General features: G+C 48.7%; 25 protein-coding genes. 6 read left to right on the top strand and 19 right to left on the bottom strand.

The genetic code is table 11. The annotated features are described in order from the left end of the window. Position 1 precedes the first annotated feature (1 nt). The 4 genes from plsX to B9D94_RS09505 form a co-directional block, all read right to left on the bottom strand. Positions 2–988 (bottom strand): phosphate acyltransferase PlsX, encoded by a 987-nt coding sequence (plsX, locus tag B9D94_RS09520; protein WP_006211379.1) that lies wholly within the window; start codon positions 986–988, stop codon positions 2–4. 25 nt (positions 989–1,013) lie between these two features. Next, on the bottom strand, positions 1,014–1,625 hold the full coding sequence (gene fapR / locus B9D94_RS09515; protein ID WP_152826455.1) for a transcription factor FapR: 612 nt from the start codon (positions 1,623–1,625) through the stop codon (positions 1,014–1,016). 138 nt (positions 1,626–1,763) lie between these two features. Continuing rightward, positions 1,764–1,937: a 50S ribosomal protein L32 gene (gene rpmF / locus B9D94_RS09510; RefSeq protein ID WP_006211382.1), complete on the bottom strand. Its 174-nt coding sequence runs from the start codon at positions 1,935–1,937 to the stop codon at positions 1,764–1,766. 53 nt (positions 1,938–1,990) lie between these two features. Beyond that, positions 1,991–2,500, bottom strand: coding sequence for a YceD family protein (locus tag B9D94_RS09505; RefSeq protein ID WP_036642015.1), 510 nt, complete (start codon positions 2,498–2,500; stop codon positions 1,991–1,993). 198 nt (positions 2,501–2,698) lie between these two features. Here B9D94_RS09505 and B9D94_RS09500 point away from each other — a divergent pair, with 198 nt between their 5' ends. Further along, complete coding sequence (locus tag B9D94_RS09500) at positions 2,699–3,934, top strand: nucleotidyltransferase (RefSeq protein ID WP_148246904.1); 1,236 nt, start codon at positions 2,699–2,701, stop codon at positions 3,932–3,934. Here B9D94_RS09500 and B9D94_RS09495 read toward each other — a convergent pair. Then, entirely contained in the window at positions 3,924–4,964 is a 1,041-nt protein-coding gene (locus B9D94_RS09495) for a SepM family pheromone-processing serine protease (protein ID WP_148246903.1), read from the bottom strand. The genes B9D94_RS09500 and B9D94_RS09495 overlap by 11 nt on opposite strands. Before the next feature lie 113 nt (positions 4,965–5,077). Here B9D94_RS09495 and B9D94_RS09490 point away from each other — a divergent pair, with 113 nt between their 5' ends. Then, positions 5,078–6,310, top strand: a complete 1,233-nt coding sequence (locus B9D94_RS09490) for a nucleoside recognition domain-containing protein (RefSeq protein ID WP_036642010.1) — start codon at positions 5,078–5,080, stop codon at positions 6,308–6,310. Here B9D94_RS09490 and coaD read toward each other — a convergent pair. Next, positions 6,288–6,803, bottom strand: a complete 516-nt coding sequence (gene coaD, locus B9D94_RS09485; RefSeq protein WP_006211388.1) for a pantetheine-phosphate adenylyltransferase — start codon at positions 6,801–6,803, stop codon at positions 6,288–6,290. The two genes, B9D94_RS09490 and coaD, sit on opposite strands and share 23 nt — an antisense overlap. Then, positions 6,793–7,398: a 16S rRNA (guanine(966)-N(2))-methyltransferase RsmD gene (rsmD, locus tag B9D94_RS09480; protein WP_040680801.1), complete on the bottom strand. Its 606-nt coding sequence runs from the start codon at positions 7,396–7,398 to the stop codon at positions 6,793–6,795. The genes coaD and rsmD overlap by 11 nt, the downstream gene beginning before the upstream one ends. 536 nt (positions 7,399–7,934) lie before the next feature. On the opposite strand from rsmD, the gene B9D94_RS09475 reads away from it, so the two are divergent. Continuing rightward, positions 7,935–9,896: a stalk domain-containing protein gene (locus B9D94_RS09475; RefSeq protein WP_253806180.1), complete on the top strand. Its 1,962-nt coding sequence runs from the start codon at positions 7,935–7,937 to the stop codon at positions 9,894–9,896. A 114-nt stretch (positions 9,897–10,010) separates the two neighbouring features. On the opposite strand, the gene B9D94_RS31760 is transcribed toward B9D94_RS09475, so the two are convergent. From B9D94_RS31760 to B9D94_RS09455, 5 genes are all read right to left on the bottom strand, one after another. Beyond that, positions 10,011–10,139, bottom strand: a complete 129-nt coding sequence (locus tag B9D94_RS31760; protein WP_006211391.1) for a hypothetical protein — start codon at positions 10,137–10,139, stop codon at positions 10,011–10,013. After that, positions 10,136–10,669, bottom strand: coding sequence for an accessory gene regulator B family protein (locus B9D94_RS09470; RefSeq protein WP_006211392.1), 534 nt, complete (start codon positions 10,667–10,669; stop codon positions 10,136–10,138). Before B9D94_RS09470 ends, B9D94_RS31760 begins: the two co-directional genes overlap by 4 nt. Further along, entirely contained in the window at positions 10,617–11,327 is a 711-nt protein-coding gene (locus B9D94_RS09465; RefSeq protein ID WP_082834426.1) for a hypothetical protein, read from the bottom strand. Before B9D94_RS09465 ends, B9D94_RS09470 begins: the two co-directional genes overlap by 53 nt. Before the next feature lie 261 nt (positions 11,328–11,588). After that, positions 11,589–11,696, bottom strand: a complete 108-nt coding sequence (locus B9D94_RS09460; RefSeq protein WP_006211394.1) for a YjcZ family sporulation protein — start codon at positions 11,694–11,696, stop codon at positions 11,589–11,591. A 212-nt stretch (positions 11,697–11,908) separates the two neighbouring features. Continuing rightward, the gene (locus B9D94_RS09455) at positions 11,909–12,163 is read right to left on the bottom strand and encodes a helix-turn-helix domain-containing protein (protein WP_006211395.1); all 255 of its coding nucleotides are present in this window, start codon (positions 12,161–12,163) and stop codon (positions 11,909–11,911) included. 177 nt (positions 12,164–12,340) lie between these two features. Here B9D94_RS09455 and B9D94_RS09450 point away from each other — a divergent pair, with 177 nt between their 5' ends. Continuing rightward, positions 12,341–13,012 (top strand): tetratricopeptide repeat protein, encoded by a 672-nt coding sequence (locus tag B9D94_RS09450; RefSeq protein ID WP_063480044.1) that lies wholly within the window; start codon positions 12,341–12,343, stop codon positions 13,010–13,012. Positions 13,013–13,092: 80 nt separating this feature from the next. On the opposite strand, the gene B9D94_RS09445 is transcribed toward B9D94_RS09450, so the two are convergent. The 4 genes from B9D94_RS09445 to rpiA form a co-directional block, all read right to left on the bottom strand. Next, entirely contained in the window at positions 13,093–13,728 is a 636-nt protein-coding gene (locus B9D94_RS09445; RefSeq protein ID WP_063456013.1) for a GDSL-type esterase/lipase family protein, read from the bottom strand. A gap of 130 nt (positions 13,729–13,858) precedes the next feature. Further along, entirely contained in the window at positions 13,859–14,290 is a 432-nt protein-coding gene (locus B9D94_RS09440; RefSeq protein WP_006211398.1) for a GNAT family N-acetyltransferase, read from the bottom strand. Positions 14,291–14,318: 28 nt separating this feature from the next. Continuing rightward, a complete protein-coding gene (locus B9D94_RS09435) occupies positions 14,319–14,768 on the bottom strand; it encodes a MarR family winged helix-turn-helix transcriptional regulator (protein WP_063480046.1) in 450 nt (149 codons plus the stop codon). Positions 14,769–14,817: 49 nt separating this feature from the next. Beyond that, positions 14,818–15,534, bottom strand: coding sequence for a ribose-5-phosphate isomerase RpiA (rpiA, locus tag B9D94_RS09430; RefSeq protein ID WP_148246901.1), 717 nt, complete (start codon positions 15,532–15,534; stop codon positions 14,818–14,820). Positions 15,535–15,624: 90 nt separating this feature from the next. Between rpiA and B9D94_RS09425 the strand changes: the two genes are divergently transcribed. Beyond that, the gene (locus tag B9D94_RS09425; protein ID WP_006211401.1) at positions 15,625–15,822 is read left to right on the top strand and encodes a hypothetical protein; all 198 of its coding nucleotides are present in this window, start codon (positions 15,625–15,627) and stop codon (positions 15,820–15,822) included. 45 nt (positions 15,823–15,867) lie between these two features. On the opposite strand, the gene B9D94_RS09420 is transcribed toward B9D94_RS09425, so the two are convergent. The 3 genes from B9D94_RS09420 to B9D94_RS09410 all read right to left on the bottom strand — a co-directional run bounded on the left by B9D94_RS09420 (position 15,868) and on the right by B9D94_RS09410 (position 17,626). After that, entirely contained in the window at positions 15,868–16,443 is a 576-nt protein-coding gene (locus tag B9D94_RS09420; protein WP_006211402.1) for an O-acetyl-ADP-ribose deacetylase, read from the bottom strand. A 70-nt stretch (positions 16,444–16,513) separates the two neighbouring features. Further along, complete coding sequence (locus B9D94_RS09415) at positions 16,514–16,945, bottom strand: hypothetical protein (protein WP_148246900.1); 432 nt, start codon at positions 16,943–16,945, stop codon at positions 16,514–16,516. A gap of 57 nt (positions 16,946–17,002) precedes the next feature. Beyond that, complete coding sequence (locus B9D94_RS09410) at positions 17,003–17,626, bottom strand: TraX family protein (protein ID WP_148246899.1); 624 nt, start codon at positions 17,624–17,626, stop codon at positions 17,003–17,005. A gap of 217 nt (positions 17,627–17,843) precedes the next feature. Between B9D94_RS09410 and B9D94_RS30935 the strand changes: the two genes are divergently transcribed. Beyond that, a complete protein-coding gene (locus tag B9D94_RS30935) occupies positions 17,844–18,017 on the top strand; it encodes a glycine zipper domain-containing protein (RefSeq protein ID WP_172963930.1) in 174 nt (57 codons plus the stop codon). Positions 18,018–18,076 lie beyond the last annotated feature (59 nt).

Below are 18,076 nucleotides of genomic sequence, written 5' to 3'. Positions count from 1 at the left end.
CTCACTTCCCGCTGATTTCATTCGAAATACTCTCTACCAACCGATTCTGAAGCGCCGTCCGCGCCTGTCGAATCCCATTCTTGATGGCATTCGCATCCGATGAACCATGGCTCTTAACAACCAAGCCGCTGAGACCGAGGAGAGGCGCTCCGCCATGCTCCTTATAATCCAGCGTGGACTTCAGGCTGCGTAATTCCGGCATCATCAAGGCAGCAGCCATCTTGGTCTTAAGCGACTTGCTGAACTGTTCTTTCAACAGTGAAAAAAGGGCACCGGCTGTTCCTTCAATCGATTTCAATAGGATGTTGCCTGAAAATCCATCACACACAAGCACATCGCAAACCCCATTCATCACATCACGCGACTCCACATTGCCAACAAAATGAATCGGCAGCTCCTCCAGTAATGGATATGCATGCTTGGTCAATTCATTGCCTTTGCCCGGCTCGGTGCCGACATTTAACAGCCCGACCCGCGGTTTGGCGATACCATGCACCTTCTCGCGATACAGACTGCCCATTAAGGCATACTGCTGCAAATGCTCCGGCTTCGAGTCCATATTTGCACCCAGATCCAGAGCAAGCATCCCTTTGCCGTCAAGCGTAGGAATCATAGGCGCAAGCGCAGGGCGTTCTATGCCTTTCATCCTCCCCACAACGAGGAGCCCGGTTGTCATCAGGGCTCCTGTGTTGCCTGCCGAGATCATGGCATCCGCTTCGCCTTCGCGAATCATTCGCCCCGCCACAACCATCGAAGCATCTTTCTTCCGGCGGACGGCCTTCACCGGCTCATCCTCCGCTTCAATGACCTCGCTTGCATGAACAACCTTCAGATTAGCTGGCTTGTCCTTAAGGAACGCTCCCATCTGCGCCTCATCCCCAACGAGGATGATCTCTGTATCCTTCCATTCCTGTGCGGCAATCAGCGCGCCCTCAACATTGCTCTTGGGGGCGTTGTCACCGCCCATCGCATCAACCACAATTCTCATGGCCAAAGTTCCTCCCTTACTTATGTCATTCTCCTGTAGATCGGTAAATTACGAAATTCCCCTGAAACACCATTTCATCAGCGACATAAGTAAACACTTCCACCTTGGCCTTTCCCTTCTGGCCGGCAATGGACCTAACGTAGGCTTTGGCAATGCATTTCTCCCCGAGGCGCACTTGTCTCAGGAACCGTATATCCGCTGAAGAGGTCAATGCGATTTCGTCATTGATAACGGCAATTGCAAGTGAATTGGCTTGTGCGAACACGTAATGTCCACGGGCAATCCGCGTTTTGCTAAATACGTGGTCCTCACGGATTTCAAATATCGATATTCCGCTCTTGTCCAATTGCAAGTCGACAACGTCCCCGATCACTTCTTCAAGCGACAGGGAACGAACCTGGTCATAGGAATGCTCCGCCATTTGCTTCATCCGCTCACGAAGCTCCGGTATGCCCAGTTCCATGCGGTCAAGGCGAATCGTCTGAATGCTAACTTTAAGCTGGCGAGTCAACTCGCGGTCTGTAACAAAGGGATTCTCGTCGATCAGCTGAATCAGCCGCTGGTGACGGTCTTTCTTGGATAAACGATCGATGACGAAACAACTCCTTCTGCCGCTATTAAAGCCGCCATACTTCAATCATATATGTAAATTAGTCGTAAATATTAGAACCTGGTACTAATGTAAAGTATAAATCAAGTCACGTTAAAAAGAAAGGGGGACTTCGGACAAAAAAAATAGCACCTCACCAAAGATGAAGTACTACTTATTTAAAAACTATTGTTTGATGATCTCTCTTGCCTTATACGTTCCGCATACTTTACATACGCGATGAGCAAGTTTCAATTCTCCACATTGCTCGCATTTCACCATGCCTGGCACAGCCAGCTTAAAATGAGTACGACGCTTGTCACGACGTGTTTTGGACGTTCTACGTTGAGGTACTGCCATGTTCCCACCTCCTTATCAGTTCAACCCGCTGAACACGGGTGCCATATCCATCATCATTTAAAGAAGTCCTTGAGTCCGGCCAGCCTTGGATCGATCACTTCCGTATCGCAGCTGCATGTGTCTTCATTCAAGTCCTTGCCACAATTCGGGCAAAGTCCCTTGCAGTCGGCACTACAAACCGGAGCTAGCGGCAGGTGGAGCAAAAATGTTTCTTCTACATAGGGAGTGAGATCCACACTCTCACCTTGTACGTATGTAGTATCATCATTCTCATCCTGAAGGGTTTCAGGATCTTCCACCGGCTGGAATACTTCATGAAAAGGGATGTGCACATGTTCGTTTATCGGCTTCAGGCAGCGGGAGCAATGCATCTCCAGCTCGCCCTGCAGACTTCCACGAACATCAACCGTACCGGAAATCGAAGGTGTTGCTTTCAAATCCACGTCTAGTGGTTGAACAGCAACAATATCTTTTCGGCCCTTAACGGCGTTGCTTACATCCACGGTTTGATGGAACTGTAACGGTTGATCGCTGGTTGTCAATTTACGAAATTGAATTAGCATATCCATCACTCCAAACAAACAAAGATTATTATACCGATTCCGCAAGAGTTTTGTCAACAGGATAACCTTGAAGAACCATTATTGTTTCCCGATATTTCTCATGTTACCCCAAGAACATCACCCGCTAGGGCGACACGTTTATTGTTACAGGAACGTCATGTAATTATGATATATTCTTATCAAGGAGTTGAAAAGCAAATGAAAACGGTTGGTATTGTGGTTGAATATAACCCCTTACATCATGGTCATGTCCTGCATTATCATAAATCCAAGGAAGTAACCGGCGCAGACGCCGTGGTTGCAGTCATGAGCGGCCCTTTCCTGCAGCGAGGCGAGCCCGCAATTGCAGGCAAGCGCGCCCGTGCCGAAATGGCGCTCGCCATGGGAGTTGACCTATGTATCGAGCTCCCGGTCACCTATGCCGTTCAGCCAGCGGAATGGTTCGCGTACGGTGCGGTATCCATTCTGGAGGCTACCGGGGTCGTCGACTGTTTATCCTTCGGTTCGGAGAGCGGCTCGCTGGAGCAGATTCTGCCGCTCTCCCGTTTACTTGCGAACGAATCCGGCGAATTCCGGTCGAAAATTGAACAGCATCTTCGGGAAGGAATGAACTTTCCGTCCGCTTATGGTGCTGCAGCTGCGGCCGTGTTCTGCCAATCCGGACCCGCTGTTAACCCATTGCAGGAACTGCTGACACAGCCGAACAATTCACTTGGGCTGCACTATCTGATCGCACTCAACCGGCTAAACAGCCGTATTACACCTTATACCATTCCAAGAGAACAGGCACAATATCACGATCCGCTCCCAGGATCATCTTCCATTGCCAGCGCAACCGCTATCCGGAATATCATCCTTTCGGAAGGATTGAATGCTGCCAGACCTTACATACCGGAGTTCACTCTGGAGATCATGAACCGGGAAATCCAGGCCGGACAAGCTCCGATCCATTGGGAACGATTTCGCCAGCCCTTGTTTCAAACCCTGCTCACGCACACACCCGCCCAGCTTGAAGACTACCTCGAAGTCACCGAGGGTCTGGAGCATCGCGTACAGCGCATGCTCTCACAGTTGGAGAACCCGACGGTTGAAGGACTCCTTGGAGCGCTGAAGACCAAACGTTATACGCGTACCAAGCTTCAGCGCATGCTGCTGCACATCATGCTGAACCATGACAAGGGCTCTATGAGCCCTGAAGAGCTCGCCAAAGGTCCCGGGTATATTCGGGTACTCGGATTCAACGAGACCGGACGCGGGCTGCTGAAACGGATGAAGAAGAGCGCTACGCTTCCCGTGATCCAAAAGCCCACGCTACTTCAGCATCCTCAACTGGAACGGGACCTGATGGCTGCCGCCGTTTACGCGAACGGTCACCCCGTGCCGGATATCCGCCACTTCTACAGCGACTACCTGCTGCCGCCGCTCACCCCTTAGGCGGCAGCTCCTCTAGGTAATCCACGGCATCCTGCAGATCCTCAACCGGCACAAGCTTCATATCCGTGTTGATTCGGTCCGCCCGCTTCTTGGCTTCGTCATAATTTTTTTGTGGCACAAAAAAGATATCGGCTTCCTTCCGGTCCGCAGCAACAATCTTGTGCTTCACTCCCCCGATGGGGCCTACAGCACCTGATTTATCAATGGTGCCTGTTCCAGCTACCCGGTAACCTTTACTTAAATCTCCAGCGGTGAGCTGATTGTAAATCTCCAGGGTAAAAATAAGCCCGGCCGAGGGCCCCCCGATATTCGTATCCGCGAAGTGGATCGTGTGGTCCGGATCAGCCGGCTCCACCTTCTGCATCGTGGCGATCATAACGCCCAGACCTGGACGCTCCGCGCCTGTCTTATCATCCTTGATGCTAACCAGCTTCACCTGTTCCTTAACGGTTTTCCCTTTGCGGTCAAGCTCTACGGACACCACATCACCTTTGCTTTTTCCACTTAACAGGCTGGCAATTTTCTCATTATCCTCCGCCGGCTGCCCATCCACCTTAATCAGTTTGTCCCCTGGCCGGAAATGCTCGGCATTGGCTGAATTCTCAGAGATCGACATGACAAATACATAGGCAGGCTCAATACTGTAATCCACCTCGGCTTCCTGGTAGGCAGCTTCCATTGCGGCAGACTGGGAGGAATTCATGTAATACACCTGTGTGGCTGCATATTCATCCTTGCTCTGCTCGCCCATCTTTTCCGCCTTCTTTACAACCTCTGCATTGGGATTAAACGCAGACAGCATTAACAGCGCAATATTCGCATAACTTGCCGACACGGTTGTCATCATAAATGTTCCCTCTTCCGCCGGATCGCCCTTCTCTACGCTAATCATCGGGCGAACCTCCTCAGCGCTTCCCGGCTGGTATACGAGATAAGGGGTTGGCATATAAACGACAACGTACAGCATAACCCCGACCAACAATAAATACAGCGCGATTTTTAAGCCATTCGGTTTTACGGACTTCTTCATGTATTTCCCTTCCCTCCGCCTTATATGTCCAGCCTTCCACCAAGTTTGGTCTGACGGTTGTCTCCCTTGCATAAAGTTGTACTAGCCATGTTTACGCAGAAAGGAGATTCCTTATGAATAAAGGCAACGCCGTCAAGTCATCAAACGGGCTGTGGAACACCATCCTCCTGGGGGCCGCTGCTTTCCTGCTTGTACTGGCTGTCGTCAGCGCACCCGAGCCTGCCTTCCAAGCCACCCTGCAGGCACTCAAGCTATGGTGGAACATCGTATTCCCCGCTTTGCTTCCTTTTCTCGTCTTGGTGGAAATACTCATTGCCTATGGCTGGGCCCATGGAGTTGGCGTTCTGCTAGACCCTCTGATGAGGAAAATATTCAAACTTCCCGGTACTGGCGGCTGGGTTCTCATAACAGGAATGACAGCCGGGTTCCCGGCAGGAGCACAGGCTGCCTCCGGTATGTACAAACAGGGCGAGCTCCATGCCAGCGATGCCGGCAAGCTCGCCGCTATATCCCATTTCTGCAATCCGATGACCATTCTCGTTGTCATCGGAACCGGGCTGCTGCATAAACCTGAAGCAGGCTACCTGCTGCTGATCGTTCACTGGATTTCCGGACTGCTTGCCGCTTGGACATTCGGTCTATTCAGTAAAAATTCCCATACAGCAAACAGGCAGATCGCTGCACTGCCCCTGAACCATACACACATGAACGACTTAGCCAAACACCCCATCCTGAAACGCGCCTCCGCCGCAGCGCTGGATGCTCATCAACGGGATGGCCGGGGCTTCGGCAAATTGCTGGGCGATTCCGTTACCCGTTCGGTCCAGACCTTAATGATGACAGGCGGCTTTATATTGTTCTTCGCCGTCATTATAAGAGTATTGAGCAGCCATCTGCTGCCGCAGCTTCCGTCATATTTCACATCAGGATTACTGGAAATCCATCTCGCAGCCCAGTCTATCAGCACCTCAGCATTCTCAACAGGAACCCTGCAGCTGGCCGTTCTGTCTGCCGCACTGGCATGGAGCGGGATAAGCGCCCAGCTGCAAAGCCTGTCCCTGATGCGGGAAACCGGTCTCTCCTGGCGTTTCTTTATGATGAAGCGCGCCCTGCATTCCGTGTTCGCTTTTCTGATTACAATCGCATTATGGAAACCCGCCAGTGCTCTTTCGGCAGGCATTGTACCGGCATTCCGAACGGAGCCTTTAGAGCATGCAGCCACAGAACAGCTTTTTAATTTTTGGAGCGGTTTTCCTTCATTTTTGCAGTTCCAGGCCGTGATTTGTTTGTTGTTGATAGCTGTTTTCGGGTTGTGCTCCCGCTTTATTGAGCGTTATCGCCGCTGAATTTGCGGCGTAGGGCTGCATCAACCTCGCGGCTCACCAGATCCGTAGTATCTCCATTAAAGTGGGCAATCTCTTTAACAAGACTTGAGCTTAAGAACGAATATTTCGGATGGGTCATCATGAAGATGGTCTCCGCATCCGGGTTCAGCTTGTGATTGGTGGAAGCCAGCTGAAGTTCATATTCAAAATCGGTGACCGTGCGAATGCCACGTACGATGACTTGGGCATTCTTCTGGCGGATATAGTTCGCCAGAAGGTCGCGGAAGCTGTCGATTTCGACATTAGGCAGGTGTTTTGTGGCCTGTCTCAACAGTTCCGTCCGCTCCTCCACCGTAAACAGCGGATTTTTGCTTAAATTATTCAACACGCCTACGATCAGCAGATCAAACTGCTTCGAAGCACGTGTAATGATGTCCATGTGACCCATTGTGACCGGATCAAAGCTGCCCGGGTATACGGCAACGCGATATGTACTAGTATTCTCATTTGTCATCCTGTAATTCCTCCTCGTCAAGCTTGCCCGCTTGATCTTGCGCAATTTCATAACGGTATATCGATATGGCGGTCTCTCCATACTTCACGGTCCGGAGACAACAAAAATCACCAAATTTCTCAGGATAATTGTAACTCGATTCGTATTCCAATACCACCACAGCCAGGTCTTGCAGCAAACTTCGCTCGGCCATATCCACCATCAGCTCATCACCGTTCTTGAATCTGTATGGCGGGTCCAAAAAGACCAGATCGAATTTGAAGCTGCGCTTCTCGAGTGCTTTAAGTGCTCTTGCCGCATCGTTGCGGTATATCTCGGCTCTTTCCTCAAGCCGGGCAGCCTTCAAATTATCCTTGATCGTACTGATACTTTTCGGCTCCACATCAATAAAAACAGCACGATCAATTCCCCGGCTTAACGCCTCAATACCAAGGCCTCCCGTACCTGCAAACAGGTCAAGCGCGGTTCCCCCCTCAAAGTAAGGGCCGATCATACTGAATATGGATTCTTTCACTTTATCCGTCGTCGGACGGGTGCTTGTACCTGGCACACTTTTGAGCGGCCGGCCTTTAGCACTTCCGGATACTACTCTCACTGCTTCATTCACCCGTTTCATTATCCAAAAATTTAATGCCATGACAACGCCATGGACAGTGATTATCGTAACACAATCATCCCATATATGAAAAATGAAACCTCATGGCTCCCAAGTTTTTTTCTAAGTAAGGTATATTTAGGCAGCAGCCGGGCATCCTTGAAATATCGACATCAATGAATGTCGTAGACAACCGCGGAGAAGACTTACGTTTCCCCATAAGCTCTTCGTCCGGTTTCTCCTCTCCCATGAGGGAGTCTCTCCGGAGGCTCCCGAACAAAAGCCCTGTAATGGCAGCATGGATTACGGGGCTTTTGTTCTTTTTTATTCAGGGTGGCACATAAGGTGGCGTAACCTCATCTGCTTATAAATAAGTTAAGCGCTCCTCATATTCGGGGAGCGTTTTTTTTTGATTCTCTTTTTATGCTATCAAGCCATTCGCTCATGCAGGAATAACAGCTATTTTGTCGAAATCAATTAAGCTGTTTGAAAAATATTCCTGTTTGTACAGAGGAGAGGTCATGTAAGTGAAAAGAATGTTGTATATTCTCGTCTTGTTCAGCATGCTGGCAGGGCTTGGGTTAGCTGGGACAACGCAAGGCATTGCTTTTGCGGAGGAGTCCGAGCTCCAGATCAAAGACATTGCGGGAAGGAACACCTATCTGATGAGTGATGGCTCGATGTGGTCTTTGATTGACGGGCGCCATGCTATCCGGACACCCGGTACAGTCGCTGCCATCAGTGGTTATGAGTATAGGGGCATCGGCATGACGAAGGATGGCCGATTAGCGGAATGGGACATCGGCAAGGGTCCCCAGGTCGTTCCGGGAACAAGCGGTGTGAAGCAGATCGCGGGTTCCTACTGGCTGAAGTCAGACGGGACGGTATGGTTCGGCAATGAAAAAGCAAAGAGCCTCAGTGGCATTATGCTGATCGCCAATGCGGATCAGGAATTTGCCGCATTGTCCTCGAACGGAGAGCTGCTGTTGGAGGATAATTACAAAAGAGGTCAATTCAAAAAGCTGGGCATCGTGGAAAGCCCGGTCACGGTTAGATCCATGACGGTTCATAGCGGGCGTGTTGCCCTCCTGCATGACAACGGTGATGTCGTAGTGTACGAGACGTCCAACTTCGATGATAACGGGCGCATCATACCGGTTACCGTGGCCCAGAATGCAGTTCATATCGTGTATGTCTCGAATGAGCCAACGGATCTTCTGATTGTGACACTGAAGGACGGAACCGTTTGGACAACGGGTGTGTATAAAGACCGCTGGAAGCTCAAAGAGCAGGTCTCCGGACTTAGCGGGATCGTTAGGACATCCATAGATGGGAATGCAACGGATCTGTCGGAGGGGTTCTATGCACAGCGTGCGGATGGAAGCTGGATACATCATAAGGGTGGACAGAACAAGCCTGTTGATGTGCCTGTCGTTAAGAGCTTATCGATCTCGATTTCCGATGCCAAGCCTTTTGTAGGGGACACACTGGAAATGAGTATCCAGGAAACCTACACCAATGGGGCCAAGATCAAGGTACCTGTTAAAGATGCCCGGATCGACATCGAGAAGCCATATTTAATGAACATGCAAAAGAACGGCACGCTAAAACCTGCGGGCGTTGGCAAGACACAGATTACGGTAACCTCTGGCGGCCTGTCTAAGTCGGTAACGGTATCGTCCAGTCTTCGCAGCAATTTGAAATATGCCAAACAGGTCAATGGGAATGTCATGGTTCCAGCGAAAACCATCATTCAGGCACTCGGCGGCACGTATTCGGCTAAAAACGGAGGCATCGAAGCGAAGTTTGGCGAGAACGTGCTTTCGTTCAAAGCTGGCAGCAGCCAAGCCATCCTGAATGGTAATCCTATACGTCTGAAGGCAGCCCCACTTACGGATAAAGGCGAGTTACTGATTCCGGCTGCTGTGTTCTCCGATGCGCTGGGAGCCAAAATCAGCTGGGATGCCAAGTGGAAACAAGCGGATATCTCCTTCGGAGATGCAACCCTGACCGTTGTCTCCAGCGAAACGGCTGGATTGATCAAAAAAGCGATGCAGGGCAGCTTGGTTAAATTTATCGGCCGAACGTATTGGGTGAACGATTTTGAAGGCTTGGAACGCTTCTCCAAATTAAAGGTAAGCGATATTTTGCCGGACGACAAAGGTGAATTCAACGTTATCTTCACATCAACATCAGGAAAAACAGTGAAAAGCTATCCCATGCGGTCATCCGAAGTAATGCAGCTGTTTGCAGATCGTTCTTCATTATTAAATTACGATCCCTATCAAAAATATAAATGGTCCGCATCGGTGTGGAAACAGATTAAAGCAGGCCAGGTATCCCTCGGCATGACCAAAGAGCAGGTACAGCTTTCATGGGGGAATCCGGCAGCCAAGGACATTACCACTGGTGGTGGAAAAACCATTGAAACCTGGGGGTACTCCAATTTCGATATCGTATCTTTTGTGAACGGAAAAGTAATATTGATTATGATGTAATGATTAACGCCTCCAAGTAGTTTGCTTGGAGGCGTTATTGTATACAGATATCCATTATGTTATGAACCGCACCATCATGTGTCGACTCCATCCAGTGAGAATAGTTATAATTGCTTATTTCTGGTTGTTCTTCAGTTCATCAGGAAGCGGCAACGTGCCGACAATGCTCTTGGGCTGCGTGGCGGATTTTAGTGCAGACGACGTTATAAGTTTGGCAAGTATACGTGCTATTGATGGCTTCAATTCCAATTCACCTCCTCTCGTCCTTTCCATAGGGGCACGATTAATACAGCCTGCAAGCAAAACGCCAATGCCAAAATATTGGATACTAAAACAAAATTGCTGCCTACGATGCAGGCGGCAATCCACTTGTACCATGGTTCCCACCGGCTACGACGAACGGCTTCATAATATTGCGGGGCATAAATCAGCATCAGCACAAAACTGATCGTTGTCACACACAGGATTGCCGATGGCGACATGGTGATCAAGGGAATAATCGATGCCGCCATTGCTGTGACGATCGAACATAGTGTAATGGGCAGATGAACTCCTCCCGAAAACCTTCGAAGAGCCATAAAGGAAAACAATGCGAAAAAAGAACCTGCCAACGTATCCAGTATGGTTCCGAACAGCGCTGTCAACACCAGACAGGTGAACAGGTTCAATTTCAATCCAATCCCATAGGTCAGCACCTCAATGGAACCGGGTCCTTCCGGGTCAGCCTCCTTTATTTGGGTTGCCAGGCATTTCGACAGGCTTTCGAGAATCATGATCCTCCCTCCGTTTAGAGAAGTAATAGAGCATCGCATAATTCATAATGGCCAACACCAATAATCCAAGTGGATTTGCACGATACAATAACACTAACGTCAAACAAATCGTAATAACAGAAATCACATTGCCGATCACCAAAACATAGTTATGGTCAGAGAGGTAGTCCTCCTTGGAATAGAAATCATGAGGAGGGCTGGGGATGAAGGAAAACCCGAGATTAAAACGATATAGGCCATATGAGATTAAATACGCGGACAGAATGGAGGTCGCTTGCAGCAAATAGACCAGCCAGCCCATAGATTGCTGTACAACTGTGACCGACATAATACCCGTGTATTGAAAAATAAAATAGAGTACCATTTGCAGCACGGCATAGGCTGTGATTCCCGCTCCGCACATGAACGCTGCCAGATGCAATTTTATTTTCACGGCCAACCGTAAAAACAACGCGAACAAAATATACTGCAAGGGCAAATCGATTTGCGGGACTTCCAAAACAATCCTTATTATGTAAGAGAAAACGGCAATAAAAAGAACAAATCCACCTATTTTGTAGCGGTACGTCCAAATCGGAAGTTTAAATAATTTCATGATCAGCAGCAGCATTGCCAATGCATCTAAAATCCCCAAACCAATGTATAATACAATATCCACGTGACACCGTCCTATCGGTAATATACTAAAATTATATAGGACAAACATTACTAATAAACAGACAATTTTCGACAAATCCTCAATTTAATATTGAATCCGCGATGAATAACTTTATTTTTCACAGACAGTTCTCTCCAAAAAAAACAGGACCGTCCAAAGGAGTCGGTCCTTCCCTTGGAACGGTCTGTCGTTGTGACTGCTCATGCTGCCTGATTGGTATTCACCTATTGATTCATTTGAATTGTTCATTCAAAAGATGGATTAGATAAATGCGCGAGTAATGATCACCAACAAGATGAATAACACCAAAATAGCACCAACAGAAGAACCATATCCATAACCGCCATAACCTTCTACTACTCCGCTCACATGAATCCCTCCTTTTTTGAACATACCACATGTTATGTCAGTGGCTTATAAGTGGACTAGGCTGTCGCCTGTTCGAAATAAGAATAGTGATTTGGCCCAGATGTGTCTGGAGAGGGGTTTGTTGAACGCCATTCCTTCTCCTTGATCCCATATCAAAAAGGCGTAATGAAACGATCCGTCGTTCATCACGCCTTCATGTAACTGTTAACTTCTTAAACCTGTGCAAGCTGCTCTTGTTCATCCCGCTCATTGTCATGGTCTGGAGTTGAATTTCGTCTGCGACGATCGACCAAACCTTCCTCGCCAAATTCACGGTATTTACGCATCCATACTTTCAGCCGTCCGATATCTGATATTTGCAAGGCGGATGCTACTTCTTTCTTAGTCATTCCTTCCAGCCGCATGGCGACTGCCTTCTTCTTCGTTTCGAAACTGTAATGATGGAATATCTGTCCCTTTTTCGCCATGATTATCACCTCTTTACTACACTATATCGGTTATCTTCGACCGTCTTTCAATACCTATGACCTATTCCGACATGCGCATGCCATCAAGGTCTATAGAACCGAAGACATTTCATCCTAAAAAAATTCATGATATGGTATAATTTGTGCTATACATTCTATAGAAATCGAGGGATCTGTTTGATTAAATTAATACTGTTTGGATTTCTGTTTTACATTTTCGGCAATCCGTTTACAGCCATCCTGGTTCTGCTTCTCATTGTCTATGTGCTGGATCGCCGTTTTGTCGGTATATTCCCAAGCTTTACGAAGCCGATCAAACGTGCAAGAAATATCTCCAAGCTGCGCAGACAGATTGCAGTCAGCCCAAGCGATGTCTCATCCCGGCATGAGCTTGCCAGGTTGCTTCTGGAGCGGCGCAAGCATGGGGAAGCATTGCAGCTTCTCGAATCCATTCAATCAAGCTCGGAGGATTCCGCCGAGTTCTGGGACGATCTGGGCAGCGCTCGCTTACATACCGGCAGCATCGCTCAAGGCGAGGCTGATATTCTTCATGCACTGGAGATCAACCCAAGGGTCAAATATGGCCGGCCTTATCTGCGCCTCGCTGATACGTTCCGAGATACTGACCGCGAGAAAGCGCTGCAATATTTGGAGCAGTTCCACTCCATTCACTCCTCCTCAAGCGAGGCCTACTATTTACTTGGTTATATGTATCAATCGCTCGGAAGGACCGAGGATGCCAAGAAATCTTATCAGGAATCGCTGGACGTTTATCGATCACTGCCTAAATATAAAAAACGGCAGGAACGCAAATGGGCTGTACGGAGTTTTTTCCGGAAATTATTGTAGAACATACAGGAACGTACAACAAAGGCGTCCTCACTGGTCAAATGACCAATGGACGCCCTTTTTGTCTGATGAAACATTTTTCAACCCAGAGGCTTGTACCCAAGCCGGTTTAGCTGTTCTGCAATGACTCGGTACCCTCGGCTGTTTGGATGAATGCCATCCACCGACAGCAGTTCCTTCTCTCTGCCTGAGAATTGCGAGTACACATCAGCAATACGAAAATAGCCATCACTTAACCCCAACAAATGCCGATTGAACCGAACTACGTATTCCGTAGCTTCTGTCCAGACCGGATAAGGATTATACAAACCGATAGCACGAATATAATACGGCTTGCTAACAGGTGACTTTATTTTCCGGATATGTCCGACGATGTTTGCTACATGATTCTGACAGCGATACAATGCAGCATCCAGCACTTCCCGGCTCGGACGCCCCCCGGTGGACTTCACGGCACGTATCAGATCATTGCCCCCGATGGATATCGTTATAATCTGGGCCTGCTGCAGATGATAACGATAAGCCGGAGACTGAACCACCCGATCGTATAACTCATCCGAGGTTAATCCGTTGACTCCCAGATTTTCGTGGGCTACGAACTGGCGAAGCTTCTCCTCCGCCATCCGGCGGTATAACGGAACAAAACCGCTGCCTGGCATGGCCCCAAACCCGAAGGTCAAGGAATCGCCGACAGCGGTATAATGGTACACCAACATGTTCACCCCCTGCCCGCTCGTTACGACATTATATGAATCATGCCTTGAACGGGAAACGGTATATTGTCTCGAATGGGCAATTTTAATTCCACTTCACAACGATGAACATGCTTTCTATGTCAATAACAGCTTATTCTTCTGATTCCTCGACCTCATAAATGCAACGGAATCTCTCTACACCCGGATATTTCTCCCCTTGGCTGTAAACCTCAAATCCGATATTGCGGTAAAAGTCCACGGTCTCTTCGTCCGTCTCCGCAATGACACGATCCGGTTTGGGCTGAAGCTCAAGCAGCAGTTCCAGAATCATGCCCCGTCCGTACCCCTTACCCCGATTCTCGGGAAGAACCGCGATATGTCTTATCGTAAGCTCGTCCTGCTCAACGTCAAAACCGATGACTCCCACTAGAAGCCCGTCTTCTTCATATCCGAATAGCCGGCTTTCACCGGTCTGATAAGATGAGGCCGCGCGTTCCACCGCCTCTGGATCCGGAAAGACCGAGTATTCCAGCAATTCCTTCACTTCTTGCTGCATAGCCTGCGTAGTTATATCTTTAAGCATACTGATCTCCAATCTGTTTTAACTAGGACTATAACATCTTCTCAGCACTGATACCCAGCTTCCGCAGCAAAACGGCCGCCTGCGCTCTCTCGTCTTCCGACAAACCACTGAGCACCTTCACCATCAGCTCCTGATGAACCGGGAAGATGGCTTCAAAGAATTCTTTCCCCTCCGCGGTTAACTCAGCGTAAATAACGCGGCGATCCTCAGCAGAAGCCCGGCGGACGAGCAGGTTTTTCTTCTGGAGCTTGTCCACCACGTATGTAATGTTACCGCTGGAAATCAGTACCTTCTCACCGATTTTCTGCAGCGGCTGCGGCCCCTTGTGGTATAACACATCCAGCACACCAAATTCCGTGGAATTCAGTCCGTGACTGTTGATGCTCCGATTTGAATGCGTCATGACTGCGTTATAAGCTCTAGCCAGCACCACCAGCAAATATAATGGGTAGTCCTCTTGTTCTTGAATATCCGACATACTTCACCCTCCGAAAGATATCATGTAATTAAGGTTAATGAACGCCGGATCAACTGTCAAATATATTCTTCGCCTCAGAGCTGCCGGAATGCAATATCCGAACGGTTCCATCCTGACAGCCAATAATTGCTTGATCCGCCATACCGATAAACAGCCCGTGTTCCACTACGCCCGGAATGGAGCCAAGGCGCATACTCAATTCCTCGGGGTGGGTAATGAGCTGGAATTTGCAATCCGCAATATAGTTCCCATTATCCGTGACATAAAACCCTTCGGACAGGTTGCGGCGTATCTGCACCGAACACCCAAGCCGGGCCAGTGACTGAACCGTCCACTCATAAGCAAACGGTACAATTTCAACAGGCAGTGGAAAAGCTCCTAGCTGAGTTACTTGCTTGACCTCATCGGCGACAATCACGAGCCGGTCACTTTGATAGGCGGTAATCTTCTCCCGAAGAAGCGCTCCGCCTCCGCCCTTAATTAACCGCAGACGATCATCCAGTTCATCCGCTCCGTCAATGGTCAAATCCAGACGATCCATATGTTGTACGGGTGTCAGGGATATCCCCTGTTCAACAGCAAGCCTCTCGGATGCTTCAGAGGTAGCCACTGCCTGAATGTTAAGTCCTCCTCTGACCATCTCTCCAATTTTTAAAATGACGTAATAAGCAGTAGACCCTGTACCGAGGCCTATCCTCATTCCATCCTGCACATACTTCGCTGCATGCTCTGCCGCGATTTTCTTCATATTCTTTTCATTTGTCATATCGGCCCCGCTCCTTCGTCATAAGCAGCATCAAATGCTATAATATTGGGTAAAGTGGTGGATTTCATACCAAACGAAAGGATTTATACCATGCGAACAGAAAATCAAATCAAATCCAAGATCAATGAACTTACAATGCAAAAGAAAATGCTGCAGACCCGACTAACGTCTCTTGAAGAGAACAGTCCTCAGCGCAGTTCCCTTCTCCATCAGGAAACTCGTCTTGACGATATGATCACCATGCTGGAATGGGTATTGTTTGAGCCAAACGGCTCTTATCATATGTAAGGACATCCAAACAAACGGCAGGGGCGCAATTTGCGCCCCTGCTTTTTATATTTGCGCCTCCTTCTCCTGGATGAATTGCTCAAGCCAATGAGCATAGAGCTCTTCATTCTCGGGAGAAAAACAAATGAAGTCTATCCGCTCCAGACGGTTATCCGGAAGATCCTCCTCCAGCAGTTTGGTAACCGCCTTTAACGCAACATCACAAGCAGGAGCTTTAGGGTACCCATAGATACCTGTGCTTATATTAGGAAAGGCAATGCTTCTCGCACCGACCTCTATTGCAAGCAGTAAGCTATTGCGGTAGCATTCGGCCAGAGTATGCTCCTCACGCCGTCCACCACCCTCCCATATCGGGCCAACGGTGTGAATGATGTGCTGGGCAGGCAAATTGCCCGCTCCCGTAATAACAGCGTTGCCTGGCGGGCATCCGCCTTGCTGTTTGCGAATTTCCATACACTGCTCCATAATCTCCGGTCCTCCGGCGCTATGAATTGCGCCATCCACACCTTTTCCGCCCAGCAGTCCCGAATTGGCAGCGTTGACGATAATGTCGCCCGTCCATGTCGTAATATCGCCTATAAAGACGGAGACCGATGTCCTTCCGATTTTAAATGTTTTCATTTCGGAAAATCTCCTTTCGGTCTTTTAATTCTTTATTACCCCGCAAGTAGGTGGATTGACCCGGAAAGCCTTATTCTGTTCTCGCCTTTTTTTTCGCGACCACAGAGATTCGGTCCGTCAAGCTTTTCTCCTCCGGTCCCTGCAGCGCTTCCTCCACTGTACGGTAAAACATGAGTGCGCCGGTATCTCTGGCCTTGGTCAGGTGATGAAGAAATACGTTACCGGCCTGCTCCAGCTGCAAGTCATCCTTCTCATTTTTAACCCGGCACAGATAAACCTTCATCATCCCTTGCGCATCACGGAATTCCATCACGCCGATGGGAGCAAGAGATCTTTTGTCCTCCTCGGAGAATTGAGGTGTCATATAAACGGTATATTCCGAAGGGGGCGGAGGAATGTATGCTTCCCGTTTTTTATCCGCAATTATTCTGGAATTCATGAACGCAATGTAACCCGCTGCAGCAAACAAAAGGACGCATGCAGCAATTGCTATATTCAACATGTATGTCTCTCCTTGTAAAGGATTCCATTCATTAGGTATGACCTAATCAGGACCTCTCTATATAAATACCCTTAATAATGCAATCGCCAGTAAATGCAGAGGATAAAATGAACGCCATACCCACTGGCTTACCCGGATGGACTCAAGTTTTTTCCATAGATGCGGACCATAAGCTATCATCGCCGTCGGAATCACACTCCACATCTGAAGTTCCCAGTTATTAAGAAACCAGAACATCACGTTTAATAAAATATGAAGAACAACAAGCCAGCTGGCTTGCGCATAACGGAAAATCAAGATCAGCAGCAAACCGTAAGCCCCGTAATCAAACGGAAATTCACTCATCAAGGCGCAGGCGGCAACGACCAGCATCGTTGATAGCAACAAAGACTCCGAGCGTTCCAGCACATACAGCACCAATGCTCCGGCAACCAGCGTTACGACCACATTCAGTCCCCCGGGATCCAGAGCAAGCTGATACGGGATTTGGGAAATCGCTGCAATGATAGCCAGCCGCATGATATACTTGGGCCTGGAAGAAGTATAATGATGTCCTTGAACCAGAGCGTATACATAAATCGGAAAAGCAATGCGGCCGATAATTCTCCAAATCTCCTGGCCTGGAAAAAACACGAGCCCCACATGATCAATCAGCATCGTCAGCATTGCAATCCACTGCATGCAGCCCCCTCCTGACCCTCTAAGATGATGTTTCATTTATGTATGCAAATCGATATACCTATTATGGGTTGCAGCAAGAGGACTTGCAAGTGAAAGAATACGAAGCAGCCGTATTTCTATGGCTGTGATCAACATCCTCCAGCACAAGGACAAGGATGATTGGAGACCCGGCGAAGTAACGGTATAGCAGCATCATGAAGACGGAGGTGACAGCAATATGGAAAAGAAAAAGAACAATACGGCATTAGGCATAAGTATAGGAATTGGCGTCGGCATTGCGATTGGCGTCGCCATGAATAACATCGCCATCGGGATAGCAATTGGTGTTGCCATAGGCATTTCGTTTAGCTCCATCTTAACAACCAAACATAAAAAGCCGCCCGAGGAATAAAGGGCAGCTTCAGGAAAACTAACAGACCGCCCGGCTGCTGCCTGGCGGTCTGTTGGTTT

It is taken from the genome of Paenibacillus sp. Cedars (assembly GCF_003184205.1).
Taxonomy (GTDB): domain Bacteria; phylum Bacillota; class Bacilli; order Paenibacillales; family Paenibacillaceae; genus Paenibacillus_AQ; species Paenibacillus_AQ glucanolyticus.
Note: the sequence above shows the minus strand (reverse complement) of the source record. Positions and strands in the feature narration are given on the sequence as shown.

Coding starts and splice junctions, on each gene's coding strand:
- B9D94_RS09505 (WP_036642015.1), bottom strand. CDS start 2,500: ATGCTAATTCAATTTCGTAAATTGACAACCAGCGATCAACCGTTACAG.
- plsX (WP_006211379.1), bottom strand. CDS start 988: ATGAGAATTGTGGTTGATGCGATGGGCGGTGACAACGCCCCCAAGAGC.
- B9D94_RS09445 (WP_063456013.1), bottom strand. CDS start 13,728: ATGTTGGTGTACCATTATACCGCTGTCGGCGATTCCTTGACCTTCGGG.
- B9D94_RS30935 (WP_172963930.1), top strand. CDS start 17,844: ATGGAAAAGAAAAAGAACAATACGGCATTAGGCATAAGTATAGGAATT.
- B9D94_RS09470 (WP_006211392.1), bottom strand. CDS start 10,669: ATGATTCTCGAAAGCCTGTCGAAATGCCTGGCAACCCAAATAAAGGAG.
- rpmF (WP_006211382.1), bottom strand. CDS start 1,937: ATGGCAGTACCTCAACGTAGAACGTCCAAAACACGTCGTGACAAGCGT.
- B9D94_RS09440 (WP_006211398.1), bottom strand. CDS start 14,290: ATGCTTAAAGATATAACTACGCAGGCTATGCAGCAAGAAGTGAAGGAA.
- B9D94_RS09415 (WP_148246900.1), bottom strand. CDS start 16,945: ATGTTGAATATAGCAATTGCTGCATGCGTCCTTTTGTTTGCTGCAGCG.
- coaD (WP_006211388.1), bottom strand. CDS start 6,803: ATGACAAATGAGAATACTAGTACATATCGCGTTGCCGTATACCCGGGC.
- B9D94_RS09495 (WP_148246903.1), bottom strand. CDS start 4,964: ATGAAGAAGTCCGTAAAACCGAATGGCTTAAAAATCGCGCTGTATTTA.
- B9D94_RS09425 (WP_006211401.1), top strand. CDS start 15,625: ATGCGAACAGAAAATCAAATCAAATCCAAGATCAATGAACTTACAATG.
- B9D94_RS09490 (WP_036642010.1), top strand. CDS start 5,078: ATGAATAAAGGCAACGCCGTCAAGTCATCAAACGGGCTGTGGAACACC.
- B9D94_RS09455 (WP_006211395.1), bottom strand. CDS start 12,163: ATGGCGAAAAAGGGACAGATATTCCATCATTACAGTTTCGAAACGAAG.
- B9D94_RS09435 (WP_063480046.1), bottom strand. CDS start 14,768: ATGTCGGATATTCAAGAACAAGAGGACTACCCATTATATTTGCTGGTG.
- B9D94_RS09500 (WP_148246904.1), top strand. CDS start 2,699: ATGAAAACGGTTGGTATTGTGGTTGAATATAACCCCTTACATCATGGT.
- B9D94_RS09410 (WP_148246899.1), bottom strand. CDS start 17,626: ATGCAGTGGATTGCAATGCTGACGATGCTGATTGATCATGTGGGGCTC.
- B9D94_RS09420 (WP_006211402.1), bottom strand. CDS start 16,443: ATGAAAACATTTAAAATCGGAAGGACATCGGTCTCCGTCTTTATAGGC.
- B9D94_RS09475 (WP_253806180.1), top strand. CDS start 7,935: ATGTTGTATATTCTCGTCTTGTTCAGCATGCTGGCAGGGCTTGGGTTA.
- rpiA (WP_148246901.1), bottom strand. CDS start 15,534: ATGACAAATGAAAAGAATATGAAGAAAATCGCGGCAGAGCATGCAGCG.